General features: G+C 68.2%; 15 protein-coding genes. 8 read left to right on the forward strand and 7 right to left on the reverse strand.

The annotated features are described in order from the left end of the window. Positions 1-53: 53 nt before the first annotated feature. Complete coding sequence (locus QMA07_RS03470) at positions 54-1,811, reverse strand: proline--tRNA ligase (RefSeq protein WP_290160070.1); 1,758 nt, start codon at positions 1,809-1,811, stop codon at positions 54-56. 42 nt (positions 1,812-1,853) lie between these two features. Next, on the reverse strand, positions 1,854-2,624 hold the full coding sequence (locus QMA07_RS03475) for an isocitrate lyase/phosphoenolpyruvate mutase family protein (protein ID WP_290160071.1): 771 nt from the start codon (positions 2,622-2,624) through the stop codon (positions 1,854-1,856). Positions 2,625-2,864: 240 nt separating this feature from the next. Between QMA07_RS03475 and QMA07_RS03480 the strand changes: the two genes are divergently transcribed. The 4 genes from QMA07_RS03480 (at position 2,865) to QMA07_RS03495 (ending at position 7,313) form a co-directional block, all read left to right on the forward strand. Beyond that, the gene (locus tag QMA07_RS03480; RefSeq protein WP_290160072.1) at positions 2,865-4,157 is read left to right on the forward strand and encodes an HNH endonuclease signature motif containing protein; all 1,293 of its coding nucleotides are present in this window, start codon (positions 2,865-2,867) and stop codon (positions 4,155-4,157) included. Between the two features lie 82 nt (positions 4,158-4,239). Continuing rightward, a complete protein-coding gene (locus QMA07_RS03485) occupies positions 4,240-5,655 on the forward strand; it encodes an RNB domain-containing ribonuclease (protein ID WP_290160073.1) in 1,416 nt (471 codons plus the stop codon). An 18-nt stretch (positions 5,656-5,673) separates the two neighbouring features. Next, the gene (locus QMA07_RS03490; protein WP_290160074.1) at positions 5,674-6,582 is read left to right on the forward strand and encodes an NUDIX domain-containing protein; all 909 of its coding nucleotides are present in this window, start codon (positions 5,674-5,676) and stop codon (positions 6,580-6,582) included. A gap of 38 nt (positions 6,583-6,620) precedes the next feature. Further along, positions 6,621-7,313 (forward strand): nucleotidyltransferase domain-containing protein, encoded by a 693-nt coding sequence (locus QMA07_RS03495; RefSeq protein WP_290160075.1) that lies wholly within the window; start codon positions 6,621-6,623, stop codon positions 7,311-7,313. A gap of 6 nt (positions 7,314-7,319) precedes the next feature. On the opposite strand, the gene QMA07_RS03500 is transcribed toward QMA07_RS03495, so the two are convergent. Both QMA07_RS03500 and ispG read right to left on the reverse strand, forming a co-directional pair. After that, positions 7,320-8,186: a hypothetical protein gene (locus QMA07_RS03500; protein WP_290160076.1), complete on the reverse strand. Its 867-nt coding sequence runs from the start codon at positions 8,184-8,186 to the stop codon at positions 7,320-7,322. A gap of 31 nt (positions 8,187-8,217) precedes the next feature. Continuing rightward, on the reverse strand, positions 8,218-9,348 hold the full coding sequence (gene ispG, locus QMA07_RS03505) for a flavodoxin-dependent (E)-4-hydroxy-3-methylbut-2-enyl-diphosphate synthase (RefSeq protein WP_140036803.1): 1,131 nt from the start codon (positions 9,346-9,348) through the stop codon (positions 8,218-8,220). A 251-nt stretch (positions 9,349-9,599) separates the two neighbouring features. Between ispG and QMA07_RS03510 the strand changes: the two genes are divergently transcribed. Beyond that, positions 9,600-11,483 (forward strand): chorismate-binding protein, encoded by a 1,884-nt coding sequence (locus QMA07_RS03510; protein ID WP_290160077.1) that lies wholly within the window; start codon positions 9,600-9,602, stop codon positions 11,481-11,483. A 60-nt stretch (positions 11,484-11,543) separates the two neighbouring features. On the opposite strand, the gene QMA07_RS03515 is transcribed toward QMA07_RS03510, so the two are convergent. After that, a complete protein-coding gene (locus QMA07_RS03515; RefSeq protein WP_290160078.1) occupies positions 11,544-12,860 on the reverse strand; it encodes a site-2 protease family protein in 1,317 nt (438 codons plus the stop codon). Between the two features lie 82 nt (positions 12,861-12,942). On the opposite strand from QMA07_RS03515, the gene QMA07_RS03520 reads away from it, so the two are divergent. The 3 genes from QMA07_RS03520 to QMA07_RS03530 all read left to right on the forward strand — a co-directional run bounded on the left by QMA07_RS03520 (position 12,943) and on the right by QMA07_RS03530 (position 15,998). Then, a complete protein-coding gene (locus QMA07_RS03520) occupies positions 12,943-13,515 on the forward strand; it encodes a hypothetical protein (protein ID WP_290160079.1) in 573 nt (190 codons plus the stop codon). Positions 13,516-13,603: 88 nt separating this feature from the next. Continuing rightward, positions 13,604-14,287 (forward strand): YcnI family protein, encoded by a 684-nt coding sequence (locus tag QMA07_RS03525; RefSeq protein ID WP_290160080.1) that lies wholly within the window; start codon positions 13,604-13,606, stop codon positions 14,285-14,287. 88 nt (positions 14,288-14,375) lie between these two features. Then, entirely contained in the window at positions 14,376-15,998 is a 1,623-nt protein-coding gene (locus QMA07_RS03530) for a UDP-N-acetylmuramoyl-L-alanyl-D-glutamate--2,6-diaminopimelate ligase (RefSeq protein ID WP_290160081.1), read from the forward strand. 43 nt (positions 15,999-16,041) lie between these two features. On the opposite strand, the gene dxr is transcribed toward QMA07_RS03530, so the two are convergent. Both dxr and QMA07_RS03540 read right to left on the reverse strand, forming a co-directional pair. Beyond that, the gene (dxr, locus tag QMA07_RS03535; protein ID WP_290160082.1) at positions 16,042-17,124 is read right to left on the reverse strand and encodes a 1-deoxy-D-xylulose-5-phosphate reductoisomerase; all 1,083 of its coding nucleotides are present in this window, start codon (positions 17,122-17,124) and stop codon (positions 16,042-16,044) included. Positions 17,125-17,160: 36 nt separating this feature from the next. After that, positions 17,161-17,988, reverse strand: a complete 828-nt coding sequence (locus QMA07_RS03540; protein WP_290160083.1) for an FKBP-type peptidyl-prolyl cis-trans isomerase — start codon at positions 17,986-17,988, stop codon at positions 17,161-17,163. Positions 17,989-18,253: the final 265 nt, after the last annotated feature.

Genomic DNA, 18,253 nt, shown 5'->3' on the forward strand with positions numbered 1-18,253 from the left:
AGAGAGAATGCCGCCCACCTCGGACGAGGTGGGCGGCATTTCCGTCTGTGCGGTCAGCGCCGCGACAGCTGCTGCACGGCCTCGGCGACCGATACCGCCTCACGGGCACCCGTGCTGCGGTCCCACAGCTCGACCTGGCCCTCGGCAGCACCGCGGCCGACGATGACGATCTTCGGCACGCCGACGAGCTCTGCGTCTCCGAACTTCACTCCGGGCGAGACCTTCGGACGATCGTCGTAGAGCACGTCGAGGCCCGCGGACTCGAGCTGCGTCGAGAGCTCGGCCGCCACGTCGAACGCCACCTGATCGCGGCCGGCCGCTACGACCTGCACATCGAAGGGCGCGACGGATGCGGGCCAGATGAGCCCCTTCTCGTCGTTGTTCAGTTCGGCGATGATCGCGAGGATGCGCGTCACGCCGATTCCATACGAGCCCATCGTGACCGTGACCAGCTTGCCGTTCTCGTTGAGCACCTTGAGGCCGAGGGCCTCGGCGTACTTGCGGCCGAGCTGGAACACGTGGCCGATCTCCATGCCGCGCGCGAGCTCGACCGGTCCGGAGCCGTCGGGGGCGGGATCCCCTGCCCTGACGTTCGCGATTTCGATGATCCCGTCCGAGAAGAAGTCACGACCGGCGACGACCGAGTGCGCGTGCTTCTGGTCGACGTTCGCGCCGGTGATCCAGGTGGTGCCCTCGCTCACGCGGGGGTCGACCAGGTAGCGGATGCCGGTCGCCGACTCTTCGCCGAGCACAGCGCCCGTGGGCGACCACGGCCCGATGTAGCCCTTCACAAGCAGCGGATTGTTCTCGAAGTCGTCGGCCGTGGCGGTCTCGACCTCCGCGGGCGCGAACGCGACCTCCGCGCGCTTCTCGTCGACATCGCGGTCACCCGGGATGCCCACGACGACCAGCTCACGCGTTCCGTCGAGGTGGGTGAGTGCCAGCACGACGTTCTTGAGTGTGTCGGCAGCGGAGTAGTCGCCGTCCAGGTGCTCGTTCGCGTGAGCGACGAGCGTCTCGATCGTCGGCGTGTTCGGCGAGTCGAAGATCACAGGCGATGCGTCGGCATCGAAGGCGATGGCATCGGGCACCGCCGTCGTGAACGCCTCGACGTTGGCGGCGTAGCCGCCTGCGCTCCGCACGAACGTGTCCTCGCCGACGGGGGTCGGGTGAAGGAACTCCTCGCTTCGCGAACCGCCCATCGCCCCGGCATCCGCCTGGACGATCACGTACTCGAGACCGAGGCGCTGGAAGATCCGCTCGTATGCGTCGCGCTGCGCCTGGTAGCTGACGTCGAGTCCGGCGTCCGAGGAATCGAAGGAGTAGGCGTCCTTCATCGTGAACTCACGGCCTCGAAGCAGTCCTGCACGCGGACGCGCCTCGTCGCGATACTTGTCCTGGATCTGGTAGATCGTGAGGGGCAGATCCTTGTACGACGAATAGAGGTCCTTGACGAGAAGGGTGAACGCCTCTTCATGGGTCGGGGCAAGAAGGTAATCCCCGCCCTTGCGGTCCTGCAGACGGAAGAGCAGGTCGCCGTACTCCTCCCAACGCCCCGTCGCCTCGTACGACTCGCGAGGCATCAGAGCCGGAAAGTGCACTTCCTGCGCACCTGCGGCGGCCATCTCCTCGCGGACGGCGGTCTCGATCTTGGCCTTCACGCGCAGCCCCAGCGGCAGCCACGCGAAAATGCCGGCGGCCTGCGGTCGTATGTACCCGGCGCGGATCAGCAGCTTGTGGCTCGCGATCTCTGCGCCTGCAGGGTCTTCGCGGAGCGTGCGGAGGAAGAAGTTCGATAGACGAGTGACCACCGGCCAAGTCTACTGACCGGCGGTCTCTCGTTTCGCGATGGATCAGTTGAGCGCCGGGAGGCCGTTCGGGATCACGCCGCCGGCGTACAGGCTCGCGGCGAGGTCTTGGACGGCAGTGAGGGCCACGCGCTGCGGAAGAGGACCGTATGAGATGCGGGTGACCCCGAGCTTCTCGTACTCCGACGCGGCGAGGGTGCCGGGGAGGCCGATCACGCTGAGCTTGCCCTGGCCGAGGCCGTCGACGAGCTGGCGGGTGATGTTGGCGTCGAGCATTCCCGGGACGAAGACCGCGGTGGCTCCGGCATCGAGGAAGGCGCGGCCACGCTGGATCGCATCCGCGATGCTCTCGGCGACGGGGCGGTGGCCGGCACGGACGAACGCATCGGTGCGCGCGTTGAGTGCGAACGGCACACCCTCGGCCTCTGCTGCCTTGACGATCGCCTCGACCGCCGCGACGGAATCGTCGAACGGCTTGAGGCGGTCTTCGACGTTGGCGCCGACGACACCGGCGCCGATCGCCAGGCGGGTGGTCTCCCCCGCGTCGCCGTAACCGTCGTCGAGGTCGGCGGTCACCGGGACCGAGACGGATGCCGCGATGCGACCGATCATGTCGATCATGATGTCCCGCGGAATCGTCCCGTCCTCGAAGCCGAACGACGCGGCGATGCCGTGCCCGGCAGTCGCGATCGCCTTCGTCTCAGGCAGCTTCGCGACGGCACGGGCGGACACGACGTCCCACACATTCACGACGCGGAGGATCTCCGGGGCTTCGTAGAGTCCGATCAGGGTCTTGGCCTTCGCTGCAGTGGTCATGCCCCCCACGCTAACGCCCAATATTCCGGTCCGGGTCGGACGGACACGCGAATCACAGGTTCCCAAGGCGCCGCGGCGCATCGGTGCACCGCCGGATCGTCGCCGCGACGTGCGTCGAGGCGGCCTTCCGGGAGGCTGTGTCTACGCACATTCCGGGATGCCGTTGTTCTGTGTGCCCGGGCTGTGTTTTGGTCCCTGATCTGGGGTCGGAATGTCGGTGGTGGGCGATGTGATGTGGGTATGACGGCACTGATCGACGCAACAGTGGAGCAGGTGGGCGCGCTGGGCGCGGTCGCTGAGATGCTCGTCGAGGTCGAGCGGACGATCGGTTCATTGCTGGCCGCGCGTGATGGCCTCCTCACACTCGGTGCGCGGATCGCTGTCGAAGCAGCAGAGCAGGCCGACGAACCGAGTGCGGATGGCGTCGATCTGGCGGTGCGGGCGGTGGCGGCGGAGTTCGGGGCGGCGCTGCGCGTCAGCGACCGGACGGTGCAGCAGCGGATGCTCGACGCGGAACTCGTGGTGTCGCGGTTCCCCCGCGTGTGGCAGGCGCAGGGTGCCGGGCTGATCAGCGCCGCCCATGCCCGGGTGATTGTCGACGCCGCCATGCACCTCGACGATGCGGCCGACCGCGATGCGTACGCAGGGCAGATGGTCGATTTCGCGAAGACGGAGTCTCCGAATCGAGTGGGCCGGATGGCACGACGAGTCGCAGACCGGTTCCAGCGGCGCAGCATCGACGAACGCCACAAGGACGCTCGCCGCGAGCGCGGCGTGTGGGTGAAGAACCGCGCAGACGGCATGGCGGAACTGAGCATCTTCGGCCCGGCTGCCCTCGTGCACGGCGCATTCGAGAGGGTCACGGCGATGGCGAAAGCCGCCTGTGCGGATTCGTCGAGCGGCCCCCGCGCCGCGTCGGCTCATGACTCCCGGACGCTCGGGCAAGCCCGCTGCGATGTCGCTCTCGACCTGCTCCTCTCCGGCGCGCCCACAGGACACGACACCGCCGACGGCATGCTCGCCTCGATCACCCCGACCGTGACTGTCACCGTCCCCGTGCTGTCGCTGATCGGTGCGAGCAGCGTCCCGGCCGAGCTGAACGGCTGCATCCCGATCGATATCCGCACCGCACAGCTGCTCGCAGGTATGGCGTCCGGGTGGGATCGGATCCTCACCCATCCGGTCACCGGCGCTCTGCTCGCCGTCGACCGCTACCGCCCCTCCGCCGCCCTGAAGCGGCACTTGAGAGCCCGAGACCAACGATGCCGGTTCCCGACCTGCGGGCACGCCGCCCGAGACGGCGATCTCGACCACACCCGCGACCACGCCCTCGGCGGGGCGACCACGGCCGACAACCTCGGCGTCCTGTGCCGCCGACACCACACGCTCAAACACCACACCCCCTGGCATGTCGAACACCTCGACGACGGCACCTTCGCCTGGACCAGCCCCACCGGCCAGGTCTACATCGACAAACCCCCCGCACAGAACACCACCACCGTCACCGAAGACCACGCCCCACCGCCGTTCTGACCGTGAGCCGACGGGCGACGGGCGACGGGCGACGGGTCTGGCATCGCGCAATCCTCTGGGCGCGGCGTCATAGTGTGGGGTCATGCCTCAGCGCCGATCGCACGTTGCCCCGTCAGCCGCGCAGACCGAACTCGCCGCGGCGCTCGCCGCGCTGAGAGAATCCCTCGACGCGCCCACGGACTTCCCTGCCTCGGTCGTCGCCGAAGCAGAGGCGTCGGAGGCTGCGGTTCCCGAACTCGACCTGCGCGACATCCCCTTCGCCACGCTCGATCCGCTCGAGTCGCGCGACCTCGACCAGGCGTTCCATCTCGAGCGTGACGGCTCCGGCTACAGAGTCCGCTATGCGATCGCCGACGTCCCCGGCTTCGTGACTCCCGGAGGGGAAGTAGACGCAGAGGCACGCCGTCGAGGTCAGACGCTGTATGCGGCGGATGGCAGGATCCCCCTGCATCCGAAGGTGCTCAGCGAGGATCGGGCGTCGCTGCTGGCCGACGTGGACCGCCCCGCACTCGTCTGGACTTTCGCCCTCGATTCTGCGGGAGTCGTCGAAGAGTTCCGGCTCGAGCGGGCTCTCATCCGCTCGCGCGCCCAGCTCGACTACGCCAGCACGCAGGCGGCCCTCGATCACGGCGAGGGCGGCCCGGCCGCGCTGCTTCCGGAGATCGGTGCGCTGCGGATCGAGCAGGAGAAGATCCGCGGCGGCGCGAGCCTGAATCTCCCCGACGAGGAAGTGACCAGAGCCGCCGACGGCACATATGCGATCGAGCGTCGGCATCCGCTTCCCGTCGAGGAATGGAACGCGCAGCTGTCCCTCATGACCGGCATGGCAGCCGCGTCCCTGATGGTCGGCGCCGGCATCGGCATCCTGCGGACGATGCCGCAGCCCGACGAGAAGTCCTACGATGCCTTCCGTCACCAGACCGAGGCCCTGGGACGCCCGTGGACGACGGGCACCTACGGCGACTACCTTCGCGAGCTGGATCGCGAGGACCCGATGACCCTCCCGATTCTCGAGGCTGCGGCATCGCTGTTCCGCGGAGCCGGCTACGCGGCCTTCGACGGGTCGGTGCCGCCCGACGTCGAGCAGGCGGCCATCGCCGCGCCCTACGCGCATGCCACGGCACCGCTGCGCCGTCTCATCGATCGCTGGTCGCTCGCGATCTGCCTCGCGGTCTCCGAAGGTCGTGAGGTGCCGAGCTGGGTTCGCGAGTCCCTCTCGGATCTGCCCGCACTGATGCAAGAGTCCGGTCAGCGCGCGTCCCGGCTCGACTCCGCGACGATCAACTGCGTCGAGGCCGCGCTGATGACGCCCCTGGTCGGCTCTGCCGTCGATGCGACCGTGATCGAGATCCGTGGTGAGCGGGCGACGGTCCAGATCGCTGATCCGGCCGTCACCGCTTCCGCCCCGATCCCCGCCGACACGGCGCCCGGAGCTGTCGTGAGGCTCCGGGTCGTGCGCGCCGACATCGCCCGAGGCGAGATCGAGTTCAGCGCCTGACGGCCTAGGCTTCGGGGCATGCCGATATCGCCGTATCTGAGCGAGCTTCGCGAGCGCGTGGGTCATGACCTCCTCCTACTCCCCGCTGTGACGGCGATCATCCGGCGCGGTGATCGTTTTCTGCTGTGCCGGCAAGCACATTCGCCCCAGTGGGGCCTGCTTGGAGGGGGAATAGAGCCGCTCGAGAAACCGGAGGAGGCGGTCCTCCGGGAGGTGCGCGAGGAGATCGGGGTCGACGCCACCGTGCACGGGATCGTGGGGGCGTACGGAGGCGAAGAACTGATGGTGAGCTACCCGAACGGGGATCGCGTCGGCTACACCACGATCGTCTACTCCTGCTCGATTCCGATCGACGCGGAGTTCCTCTTCACCGATGGCGAGCTCATCGAGACAGCCTGGTTCACGATCCCGGAGATCGCGCAGCTTCCGCGCGATCGATGGGTTGATCCGATCATCGACGATGCCAGCCGGCTCTCTGAGACTCGCCATGCGGAACAGACCAGCATCGTCGAGAAGGCCGTCTGCTACGTCATCGCCGAGAATCGACTGCTGGTCTTCACCCACGACGACACTGACATGCTCGCCACGGGGGTCCAGGTGCCCGCAGGCACCGTGCGCCAGGGCGAAGGTGCTGCCGACGCGGCCGAGCGAGAGCTGTTCGAGGAGACAGGTCTCCGTGGAACTGTGACACGCAGCCTCGGCACGGATCTGTATGATCTCTCCCCTGCCCGCGATGAGCTGGCACTCCGGCACTTCTTCCAGTTGGAGATCACCGACCCCGACGTCACGGCCGTGTGGCAGGCCGGCGAAGCCGATCCGGCAACCGGCGGCTCCCCCATCTCATGGACGTGTCGATGGCTCCCGCTGAGCCAGGCACATGTGCTCGCCGCCGGGCTCGGCGCGCGGCTCGGCGCAGCGACGCGCTGATCCCCGGAGGCGCACAGCCCGAAGGTTACGCTGTCGACGTGGACCATTTCGCCGTCGCTGAACGATTCGTCGCCGCCCACTACCCGCGGGCCGATGTCGCCATCGTTGCGGGAAGCACGGCGCGCGGCGACCGCACCTCGACGAGCGACATCGACCTGCTGCTCCTCGGAGATGACCTCTTCGATGTCGACGGACAGACCAGTGAAGCCTCGACGCGCGACTTCGACGGAGAGATCTTCGAAGTCTTCGCCTACACGTCGAAGGGCTTCGACGAGTGGGCGACAAGAGGCATCGCGCAGCACCGCCCGGTGACGGTGCACATGCTCGTCGACGGCATCGCGATCCGAGACGATGACCGACTGGGACCGCTTCGCGAGCGTTGGCGGAGCGCGCTCGACGCAGGCCCCTCGCTGAGCGCGCAGGAGTCCGCGTTCCGCCGCTATGTCATCACGGATGTGCTCGACGATCTGAAGGACGCCACGGACCCGCTCGAACAGCGCGTGGAGGCTTCCATCCTGTTCGAGCGGATCGCAGAGCTCATGCTGCTCACCGAGGGGCAGTGGATCGGGGCCGGCAAATGGCTGCCCCGACGCCTTCGGGAGCTGAGCGTCGAAAGAGCCGACCGCTTGACCATCCCTCTGATCGAGAGCGACTACGCGACCTTCGCAACCCGCGTCTCGGCTGAACTCGAACGTGCCGGCGGCCGCGTGCAGGCCGGATTCGTTCGCTGAGCGGACTCAGACCGCGGGAACGACCTTCGTGGTCATCACCAGCAGCTGGGGATCCGTCAGATCGAGCGCAACCGAGATCGAGACGAACTCAGAAAGCGACTCCACGTGCGTTCCGCCGCAGAGGATCTCGGCGTGGCCATCCGGCAGCTCGCAGTGCCAGCTGCGGCGATCCACGATCGTCGGGCCCTCGGGCACGACGCGGCTCATCGCACCGGAGGCGACCCACGTGTCCAGCTGGGCGTTGATCGCCGCCTGCCGATCCTCGAGCGTTCCCGCGAACGTCTCGGTGTCAAATCCTGCTCGGCGCAGGCTCTTGCCCAGACGGTACTCGTCGACAGCGCCGTCTTCATGGATGCGGCTGGACTGATTCGCTCTGGCCTCGAAATTCGGGTTGCCCAGAGCATCCGCTCCCGGGTCCTTGCGCCACAGATCGGCGACGGCGATGTCCAGCGCCAACGACGCGAGGTGGCACGCTGTGTGCCCCCGGCTGAGCCCGGCCCGCCGAGGAGCGTCGACCGACAGCTCCACACGCGCCCCCTCGACCAGCGAGGACGGAGCCTCCCCCTCGAGCGGGTGACCGACGAGCCAAGTCCACCCCTCAGCGCCACGCTTGACCGGGATGTCGGCTCCGACCGCGAACTCGCCCTCGTCGGAGATCGCCGCCATCACAGCCTCGGAGACGCGAACGACAGCCCCGTCGAGCGCGATCTCACCGCTGTCGCCCGGCTGATCCGGCCACGTGTGATCGACCGGGTGGAACGGCGTCGCGTCCACGACGACGACGGTGCCCCCCTCGCCAGACTCGATCCGACTGACGGTGCTCGAACCTGAGACGCCGCCGACGGGGAAGGACACGACAGTGGACGACGGCATGGAACTCCTCAAGACGGACCGACGCGGTCGGTCAGGCTGTCACGACCTGCGCGGTGCCGAGCGGCGCCTCAGGCCCCATCTCGACCGCGATGCGGTTGGCCTCTTCGATCAGCGTCGCGACGATGTCCGCTTCGGGCACGGTCTTGATGACCTCGCCCTTGACGAAGATCTGTCCCTTGCCGTTGCCCGAGGCGACTCCGAGATCCGCTTCGCGCGCCTCGCCCGGACCGTTCACGACGCAGCCCATGACGGCGACGCGCAGCGGCACCGTCATGTCCTTGAGTCCCTCGGTGACGTTCTCGGCGAGCGTGTAGACGTCGACCTGAGCGCGTCCGCACGACGGGCAGGACACGATCTCGAGCTTGCGCTCGCGCAGGTTGAGCGACTGGAGGATCTGGTGCCCCACCTTGACCTCTTCGGCGGGAGGCGCGGAGAGCGACACGCGGATGGTGTCGCCGATGCCCTCACCGAGAAGGATGCCGAATGCCGTGGCGCTCTTGATGGTTCCCTGGAACGCGGGTCCGGCCTCGGTCACTCCGAGGTGCAGCGGCCAGTCGCCGCGTTCGGCGAGCTGGCGGTAGGCCTTCACCATGACGATCGGGTCGTTGTGCTTGACCGAGATCTTGAAGTCGTGGAAGTCATGCTCCTCGAACAGCGAGGCCTCCCAGACAGCACTCTCGACGAGAGCCTCAGCGGTCGCCTTGCCGTACTTCGTCAGGATGCGGCGGTCGAGCGAGCCGGCATTGACGCCGATGCGCAGCGAGACGCCTGCGGCCTTCGCAGCCTCGGCGATCTTTCCGACGTTTCCGTCGAACTCGCGGATGTTGCCCGGGTTCACACGCACAGCGCCGCACCCCGCGTCGATGGCGGTGTAGATGTAGCGCGGCTGGAAATGGATGTCGGCGATCACGGGGATCTGGCTCTTCATCGCGATGATCTTCAGAGCGTCGGCGTCGTCCTGATGGGGGACGGCCACACGCACGATCTCGCATCCGGATGCGGTCAGCTCCGCGATCTGCTGGAGAGTCGCGTTGATGTCCGTCGTCTTCGTCGTCGTCATGGACTGGACGGTGACGGGGGCGTCGCCGCCGACGAGCACCTTGCCGACCTTGATCTGGCGAGACTTGCGGCGCGGGGCGAGGACTTCGGGGATCTTCGGCATCCCAAGATTCACTGCTGGCACAACCCCCAGCCTACGCCGCCTGGATGCACGCAGGCTGGATGCCGCACGGCACGGATGCGCGTCATACGGCCTGGGCGCCCGCGCGCGGTGTGATAGTTTTCAGCCCATGCTCGCGAACTTCACCTGGTGGCCCGCCTCTTAGGCGGTGTGTTCGCGTTCCCACGAATCCAGACCGCCTCCGGGGCGGTCTTTTCGTTGAGCCGAGCCGGAGCCATGCACAGGAGACACCGATGACCCTCTCACGTCTTGCCGAGCTCACCGCAGATCCCACGGCATCGTTCGTCCTGATCGCGCGCGACGGCGCGGAAACGGTCGAGCTGCTCACCGGCGAGGTCATCGACGTCGATCTGCTCGCCGACATCCCGCTCACGATCGACGGCGCCCCCCGCGAGATCTTCACGATGGTGCCCTACCGTCAGGTGCGCGAGCGCGGCTTCGTCGCCCAGGACGACGGCGCACCCCTGCGTTGCATCGTGGTCGACGAGCATCTGCATATCGCTACCCCCGAGCTGCTCTCGGCACTTCCCTCGGACGCCGTGCCGCTGCGCGACGGTGGCTTCGACATCCCGGACGAGGAGTACGCCACGATCGTCGAGACCGTGATCGCCGACGAGATCGGGCGGGGCGAAGGCGCGAACTTCGTGATCCGCCGTGACTTCACCGCCGAGATCGACGTCGACGACCGCACTGCAGCCCTGACCTGGTTCCGTGCGCTGCTCACGCACGAGCGGGGTGCGTACTGGACCTTCGCGGTGGTGACCCCCGGACACATCGCGGTCGGCGCGAGCCCTGAGGCGCACGTCGTCGCGCGCGGCGGCGTCGTCACCATGAACCCCATCTCGGGCACGTTCCGCCACCCCGCGGGTGGAGCCACGAAGGAGACCCTGGTGGACTTCCTCTCCTCCACCAAGGAGACGGAAGAGCTCTTCATGGTGGTCGACGAGGAGCTCAAGATGATGAGCGCCGTCTGCTCCGACGGAGGACGCATCACAGGCCCGCATCTGAAGGAGATGTCGCGCCTCACCCACACCGAGTACATGCTCCGTGGTCGCAGCGCGCTGGACCCGCGCGACATCCTCCGCGAGACGATGTTCGCGCCGACGGTGACCGGCTCGCCGATGCAGAACGCGTGCGCGGTGATCCGCCGTCATGAGAAGAAGCCGCGCGGCTACTACTCCGGCGTGGCAGCCCTCTTCACACCGAACGACGCCGGCGGACACGACCTCGATGCCCCGATTCTGATCCGCACCGTGTATCTGCAGAACGGTTCACTCAGCGTGCCGGTGGGCGCGACACTCGTGCGACACTCGGACCCGCACGGCGAGGTGTCGGAGACCCACGGCAAGGCCGCCGGCGTGCTCGGAGCGATCGGCGCGATCGATCGCGACAGCGTCGCCGAGGCCCGCGATGATGCCGACGCCCCGGGAGAACGACAGCCCCTTGCCGACGACCCCACGGTCGCGGAGCTTCTCTCCTCGCGCAATGCTCGCCTGGCGGACTTCTGGCTGAACCCGCAGGGCGACGATCTGACCGGGCCCTTCGCCGGCCGGTCGGCGATCGTCGTCGACGCGGAAGACCGCTTCACCACCATGCTCGCCCACCAGCTGCGCCACCTCGGGCTCGACGTCACGATCCGAGCCTGGAGCGACGCCGATGATGCGGAGCTCGACGCGGCCGACCTCGTGGTCGCGGGCCCGGGGCCGGGCGATCCCCGCGACGTCGGGAGCGACCGCATCACCAGGATGCGCGAGGTGGTGTCCCGACGTGTGGACGCCGGGTCGCCGCTGCTCGCGGTGTGCTTGAGCCATCAGATCCTCAGCGATCGTCTCGGCATCGCCCTGACGCCCCTCGCCTCACCGCACCAGGGGCTGCAGAAGTCGGTCCCCGTGTTCGGCGAGGACGCCTCGATCGGCTTCTACAACACCTTCACGGCCAGGGTGACACCCGGCACCACGTCGACGGGAGCTGTCGAAGTGTCGGCCGACCCTGAATCAGGCGACGTCTACGCGCTTCGCGGCGAGCGCTTCGCCTCGGTGCAGGGCCACCTGGAATCGATCCTGTCGCGCGACGGCATCCGCACTCTCGGGCGTCTGGTCTCGCACGCGCTCGCCTGATCGGAGAGCGGATGCCGGGGCTACCCGGCCCGCGAAGACAGTCGTGTCATCCAGGGCGACTCAGCCGCCGAAGATGTTCACCGGGTTGAAGACGTCGGCGAGGAGCAGCACGGCGCCCATCACGATGAGCAGCGTGGCGACGACCACGGTCAGCGGCACGAGCCTCGTGGCGTCGACGGGCGGGGGCGGCGGTCGGCGGAACAGCTTCGCCCATGCGCGGCGGATGCCGTCCCACAGCGCGACGACCACGTGGCCTCCGTCGAGCGGCAGCAGCGGGATCAGGTTGAACACGAACAGCGCGACATTCAGTGATCCGAGAAGTCCGAGGAGCACGGAGAAGCGGTTGAGGATCGGCGCGTCGATCGCTGCGACCTCACCCGCGATGCGCCCGACGCCCACGACGCTCAGCGGACCGTTCGGGTCGCGCTCGGACCCGGTGACCAAGGAGACACCGGTGTCCCAGATCCGAACCGGAAGTGTGAGGATCATCGACCCCACGCGTGCGACGGTGTCGGCCGCCATCTCGGGTCCTGCAGACAGCGGCTGCTGGACGAAGCCCATCTGCGCCGCCATGCCGACATAGCCGACGTCCTTGACGACGGGTTGCCCGTCCTCGCCGATCACCGGCTGCCCGCTCGCATCCGTGATGGTGCGCTCAGCCTCGATCGGCGTGATGCTCAGCCTCTCCTCGGCACCGTCTCGAAGCACCACCAGATCCAGGGTCTGCCCCGGCGCTGCCTGCACGATCGCGGTCGCCTGCGCGAAGGTCGAGACAGGCTGACCGTCGACGGACACCAGCACGTCGCCCGGCCGGATGCCCGCCTCCGCGGCCGGCGTCGCCGGATCATCCGGTTCGCACTCGGTCGCCGTCGATCCGGCGGGAAGAACGCACTGGTTCACCGAGGCGATCGTGGTGGTCCCCTGCTGAACGCCGATACCGGACACCAGGACGGTGAAGATCACGATTGCGAGGATCAGATTCATCAGCGGACCACCGAGCATCACCACCACGCGCTTCCACACGGGGAGGCGGTAGAAGACGCGGTCTTCGGCGCCCTCCGCGATCGTCTCGTCGTTCGCCGAGCGCGCGTCCTGCACGAGAGCGCGGAAGACGCCCTTCGCGGGACCTGATGCTGTGGAGGCCGGATACATCCCCGACATAGAGATGAACCCGCCGAGCGGCAGCAGCTTGAACCCGTACTCGGTCTCGCCGATGCGCTTGGACCAGAGCCGCGGGCCGAAGCCGATCATGTACTGGCCGACGCGCACGCCGAACAGCTTCGCCGGCAGGAGGTGGCCGACCTCGTGCAGACCGATCGACAGGCCGAGGCCGATCAGCATGAACACGATGCCACCCAGATAGAGCAGTGCTTCCACTCCCCCAAGCTAGTGCTCGCCGCCTAGGAATAAGCCCCACGTGCTGCACGAGGTGATGGTGAGGCACGGATAGGCTTGTGACGTGACCTCCCGCCAGCTGCGACTTCTGCGCGCAGCCGCGGCATCCGGCGCGGCCACGCTCGTCGCCGCCGCGTCGCACACCACCGCGGGAGGAGCCGCCCCGCATCCGCTTCTGGTGCTCGCTGTCGCTACGCTCCTCGTACCGCTGGCGGCGCTGTTGATCGGCGCCCGGGTGTCCCGCGCTCGAGTCGCTCTGACGGTGCTGGTCAGCCAGGCGCTCTTCCACCTCGTGTTCCAGCTGCTCGGCACGCCGACCGGTGCCACGGCGCTCGCGGGGCACCGACACCACCTCGACCTCGCCGCCCTGGGTCCCGTGGTCGCCACGACCGCTCCTGACGCCGTCATGCTCGTCGGTCACGTCATCGCGGTGATCATCACCACTGCCCTCGTCTGTCACGGCGAGACTTCGGTGCGGGCGATCGCCGGCTGGGTGCAGGCACGCCTGCGCCACACGGTGCCGGTGTTCCGCCCGACCCACGAACGCCCCGCAGTCCCGGCGTTCGCGATCCGAGTGCCGATCGCGAACGACTTCTCGGCGTCGGTGTCGCGCCGCGGTCCCCCTGCACTCGTCTGATCTCGCATCGCCTCCCCGAGGCGTTCCCCCTTCCCGCGGATGCCGCGCATACCGACGCGCCCGCAGATCAGCACACAGGAGTACCACCATGCGTTCCACCACAACCCGTCGCAACGTCACCGCAGGACTCGTCGGGGGCGCGATCCTCGCGCTCGCGATCCCCGCCATGGCCAGCGCCCACGTCAGCGTCAGCCCGGACGAGCTGATCGCCGGAGACCACGGCGTGCTCACCTTCTCGTTCGCCCACGGCTGCGAGAACTCCCCGACGACCTCGCTGAAGGTGACGATGCCCGAGGGCCTCGCCTCCGTCGCGCCCACCATGGACAGCGACTGGACGATCGACATCGAGAAAGGCGATGACGGGCTCGTCAGCGCCGTGACGTACACCGCCGTCGAGCCGGTACCCAACGAACTGCGCGGCGCGGTGAGCATGGCGGTCGGGCTCGACGAGGACACGCCCGACTCGCTCGCGTTCCCGGTCATCCAGACATGCGTCGAGGGCAGCACCGAGTGGACGCAGCTCGCCGAGGAAGGCGAAGACCCGCACAGCCTCGAGGCCCCGGCTCCCGTGGTCCAGGTCGCTGCGGCCGCTGACGCTCACGGTGAGCACGGCTCTGCGGAAGAGGCCGCTGATTCGGACGCCTCCGGTTCGGAAGCAGCCGAGGAGACGGACTCTTCGAGCCAGCTCGGTACGGCGCTGGGCGCGGGCGGCCTCGTCGCCGGGATCGCTGCGCTCGTCGTCTCCGTGTTGGCGTACCGCCGCAAGGCGTGACCCCTGGCACGTCTCCTCGGTTCGTCGCGGCCGACGAGACGTGCCGCACCCGGTCATCCTGCCGCGGGCGTGAGATCATGGATGCGACATGTCGATTGAACAACAACCGAGCCTGCCTCCCGTGCTCCGCCCCGCGAACCCGCCCCGGCGCGAGCTGTCCGAACTAGCCTCTCGATTCGCTCGAGAAGTCCGCGGCGAGGTGACCGGAATCACCCTGTCCGGCATCACCCTCGCCACCGCTGATCTACGTGCCGGCGAAGCCTTCGTGGCGATCCGGGGTGTGAACCGCCACGGAGCCGAGTTCTCGGCCACGGCTGCCGAGAAGGGCGCCGTCGCGATCATCACCGACGATGACGGCGCAGACATCGCGCAGCCTGCCGGGCTCCCCGTGATCATCGTGGACGACCCTCGCGCCGTGCTCGGCGCTCTGAGCGCGTGGGTCTACGGGACGGGTGCGGGAGAGCCGCTCCCTCTGCTCTTCGCCACCACAGGGACCAACGGCAAGACGAGCGTCTCTCATCTGCTCGAGGGCATCCTCGACCAGCTCGGCGTCGTCACCGGACTCTCGTCGACGGCCGAGCGCCACATCGCCGGAGAGGTCATCGTCTCGAGACTGACGACCCCGGAAGCCTCCGAGATGCACGCACTCCTCGCGCTGATGCGCGAGCGCGATGTCGAAGCCGTGGCAGTCGAGGTCAGCGCACAGGCGCTCTCTCGCCATCGCGTCGACGGCATCCGCTTCGACGTCGCCGGATTCACGAACCTCAGTCACGACCACCTCGACGACTACGCCGACATGCAGGAGTACTTCGAGGCGAAGCTCCCGCTCTTCCGCCCCGACCGTGCGACCCGCGGTGTGGTCTGCCTCGACTCCCCCAACGGCGCGATCGTCGTGGAGCGAGCGGAGGTCCCCGTGGTCACCGTCGGCACTCCGTCGATCGCCGCCGATCCCGATGCTGCGGCCCGCGCAGACTGGGTCGTCGCGATCGACGACGAGCGCGCATCCGGAACCACTTTCACGATGAGCGGCCCAGCGGGAACCTTGACCACGACGGTTCCCGTGATCGGTCCGCACATGGCTGCGAACGCAGCCCTGGCGATCGTGATGCTGCTCGAGGGCGGGTACGAATGGCACCGCATCGCAGCGGCGCTCGATCGTGACGGAGGCATCCTGGCCCATCTTCCCGGTCGCACTCAGCTCGTCTCCGGCGACACCGGACCAGTCGTCTTCGTCGACTTCGGGCACTCTCCCGATGCTTTCGAGAAGACCCTCGCCGCGGTCCGCCGCGTCACCCCGGGCAAGGTGCTGATGCTCTTCGGCGCCGACGGTGACCGCGATGCCAGCAAACGCTTCGACATGGCACGCACTGCCGTCGAGGGCAGCGACATCCTGGTCGTGACGGACCACCACCCGCGCTTCGAAGACCCGGACTCGATCAGGGCCACTCTCGTCGCCGGCGCACGAGCAGCGCGGCCCGACGCCGAGATCCACGAGTTCTCACCGCCCGAGGCGGCCATCGTCGCTGCGGTCGGCCTGGTCGGAGAAGGCGATTCGATCCTGTGGGCAGGCCCTGGGCATCAGGACTACCGCGACATCCGCGGTGTGCGCACGCCCTACTCGGCCCGTGAGCTGGCGCGACGGGCGTTGCGCGCCGCCGGCTGGCCCGTGCCCGACTCGCACTGGCCGGTCCCCTACTCCGACGAGGACTGACCTCCGAGAGTGGCCGCAGCGATCCGCTGCGGCCACTCTCGCGTCAGGCTCGCGCGATCAGCTGGTCGGCCTTGCGGCGCGCCCATTCCTCGGCGTCGGCGAGGGATTCGACCGTCAGAGTCTGCGGCGGCTCGTGCGCGTCGACCACCCGTGCGATCGTGTCGACGATGCCGAGGAAAGGCAGGCGCCCTTCATGGAACGCATCGACAGCCTGCTCGTTGGCCGCGTTGTAGACCGCGGGGAAGGTCGCTCCCGCTCGGCCCACCGCCTTGGCGAGATCGACAGCCGGGAACGCGGTGTCGTCGAGCGGCTCGAAGCTCCACGACGTCGCCTGACTCCAGTCGAGAGGTCGCCCGACCCCACCGACGCGACTCGGCCAGTCGAGCCCCAGAGAGATCGGAAGGCGCATGTCTGGCGGGGATGCCTGGGCGATCGTCGAGCCGTCGATGAACTCGACCATCGAGTGCACGATCGACTGCGGGTGCACGACGACTTCGATGTCGTCGTAGGCGACGTCGAAGAGAAGGTGCGCCTCGATCACCTCGAGACCCTTGTTCACCAGTGTCGCGGAGTTCGTCGTGACCATTCGCCCCATGGCCCATGTCGGGTGCGCGAGGGCCTCCTGCGGAGTGACCTCGAGCATCTGCTCACGTGAACGCCCGCGGAACGGCCCGCCGGATGCCGTCACGACGAGGCGTCGCACCTCGGCGTGGGTGCCGCTGCGCAGCGCCTGTGCGAGCGCTGAGTGCTCGGAGTCGACGGGGACGATCTGGTCGGGGGCCGCTGCCGCGAGAACCAACTCACCGCCGACGATGAGGGATTCCTTGTTCGCCAGTGCGAGGGTTCTGCCTGCTTTCAACGCTGCGAGGGTGGACCCGAGTCCGATCGATCCGGTGATCGCATTGAGCACCACGTCGGCCTCGACATCTCGCACCAGCTGCTCGGCGTCGGACGCGCCCAGTGCCGTGCTGTCGACGCGGAAGCTCGCGGCCTGCTCCGCAAGCATCTCGGCGTTCGTTCCGGCGGCGAGCCCGACGAGTTCGAATCGACGGGGATTGGCGCGGATGACTTCGAGCGCTTGCGTGCCGATGGAGCCGGTGGAGCCGAGGACGATGATGCGACGCATGCCGCCAGCCTATGGCAAGCCCCCGACCCCGCCCTGTTACGGGGCCTGCTCGATCGGGGTGGTCGCGAGGATGTCGACGACGAAGACCAGGGTCTCGCCGGTCAGATCGGTGTCGTTGGGCTCGCCCTCGCCGTAGCCGTCCTTCGGGGGCATCGCGACGACGACCTGCGACCCGACCTTCTGGCCCTCGAGTGCCATCTTGAACCCGGTGACCACGCCGCTGGTCTGGAACTGCGACGGTGCCGCATCGCGGCTCCAGCTGGAGTCGAACTCGGAGCCGTCCGACCACTTCACGCCGCGGTACTGGACCGTGACCAGGTCGCCGGCGCCGACGACGGCTCCGTCGCCCTGCTTGAGCACGGCCACCTCGGTCTCGGTGGGGGCGTCGGAATCGGGGATCGTGATGGTCGGCGATCCGGCGTCGTCGAGCTCGACGACGGGCATGCCGTCGGTCGCGTCGACATCGGAGCCGGAAGCCGTCGTGGGGAGCTGCTCGATCGTCTCGACGTAGAGGACGCTCGGGTTCATGCCCTCCTGCGCTGCGGGAAGGGTGAGGACGACACTCGAACCGATCGGGAGGCACTCTGCCGCGACCGTGAAGACGGTGGACTGGGTCGGGTCGACGATCTGCTGCGGCTGCTGAACGGCGAGGAGAGCGGACAGAACTCCGTCGGGTCCGCGCTCCGACGTGCTGAGAACCTCGTCGGTCGTGGCGTCGATGAGCTGGTAGCGCAGCGACACGAGGTCTCCGGGCATGACGTCGTCGCCATCGCCCTCGACCACGACCGAACGCTGGGCTTCGGTGAGATCCGTGCCCTCGGGCACCGAGACCTTGGCATCTGCCCCGGATCCTTCGACGGACACTGCGTCGGAGCCTGCGCCCGACGCGATGTCAGCGAGGCAGGAGCTCTCGGAGCCTGCGTCTGGGGTGGCGGTGGACTCTGGGGTCGCACCACCGGAGCACCCCGCCAGCAGAAGGGTCGCCGCAGCGACGGTGGACAGGACGATAAGCGGACGCTTGCGCACAGTTGAACCTCAGGATCGCGGGCGGGACACCCCATCATCTCGCACGCCCCTTTGCTGATGCTGGGAGGCGCGCGCTGGCGCTTCATTCCCGCCCCGGCATGAT

The sequence above is a fragment of the Microbacterium sp. APC 3901 genome (genome assembly GCF_030407765.1).
Lineage (GTDB): Bacteria > Actinomycetota > Actinomycetes > Actinomycetales > Microbacteriaceae > Microbacterium.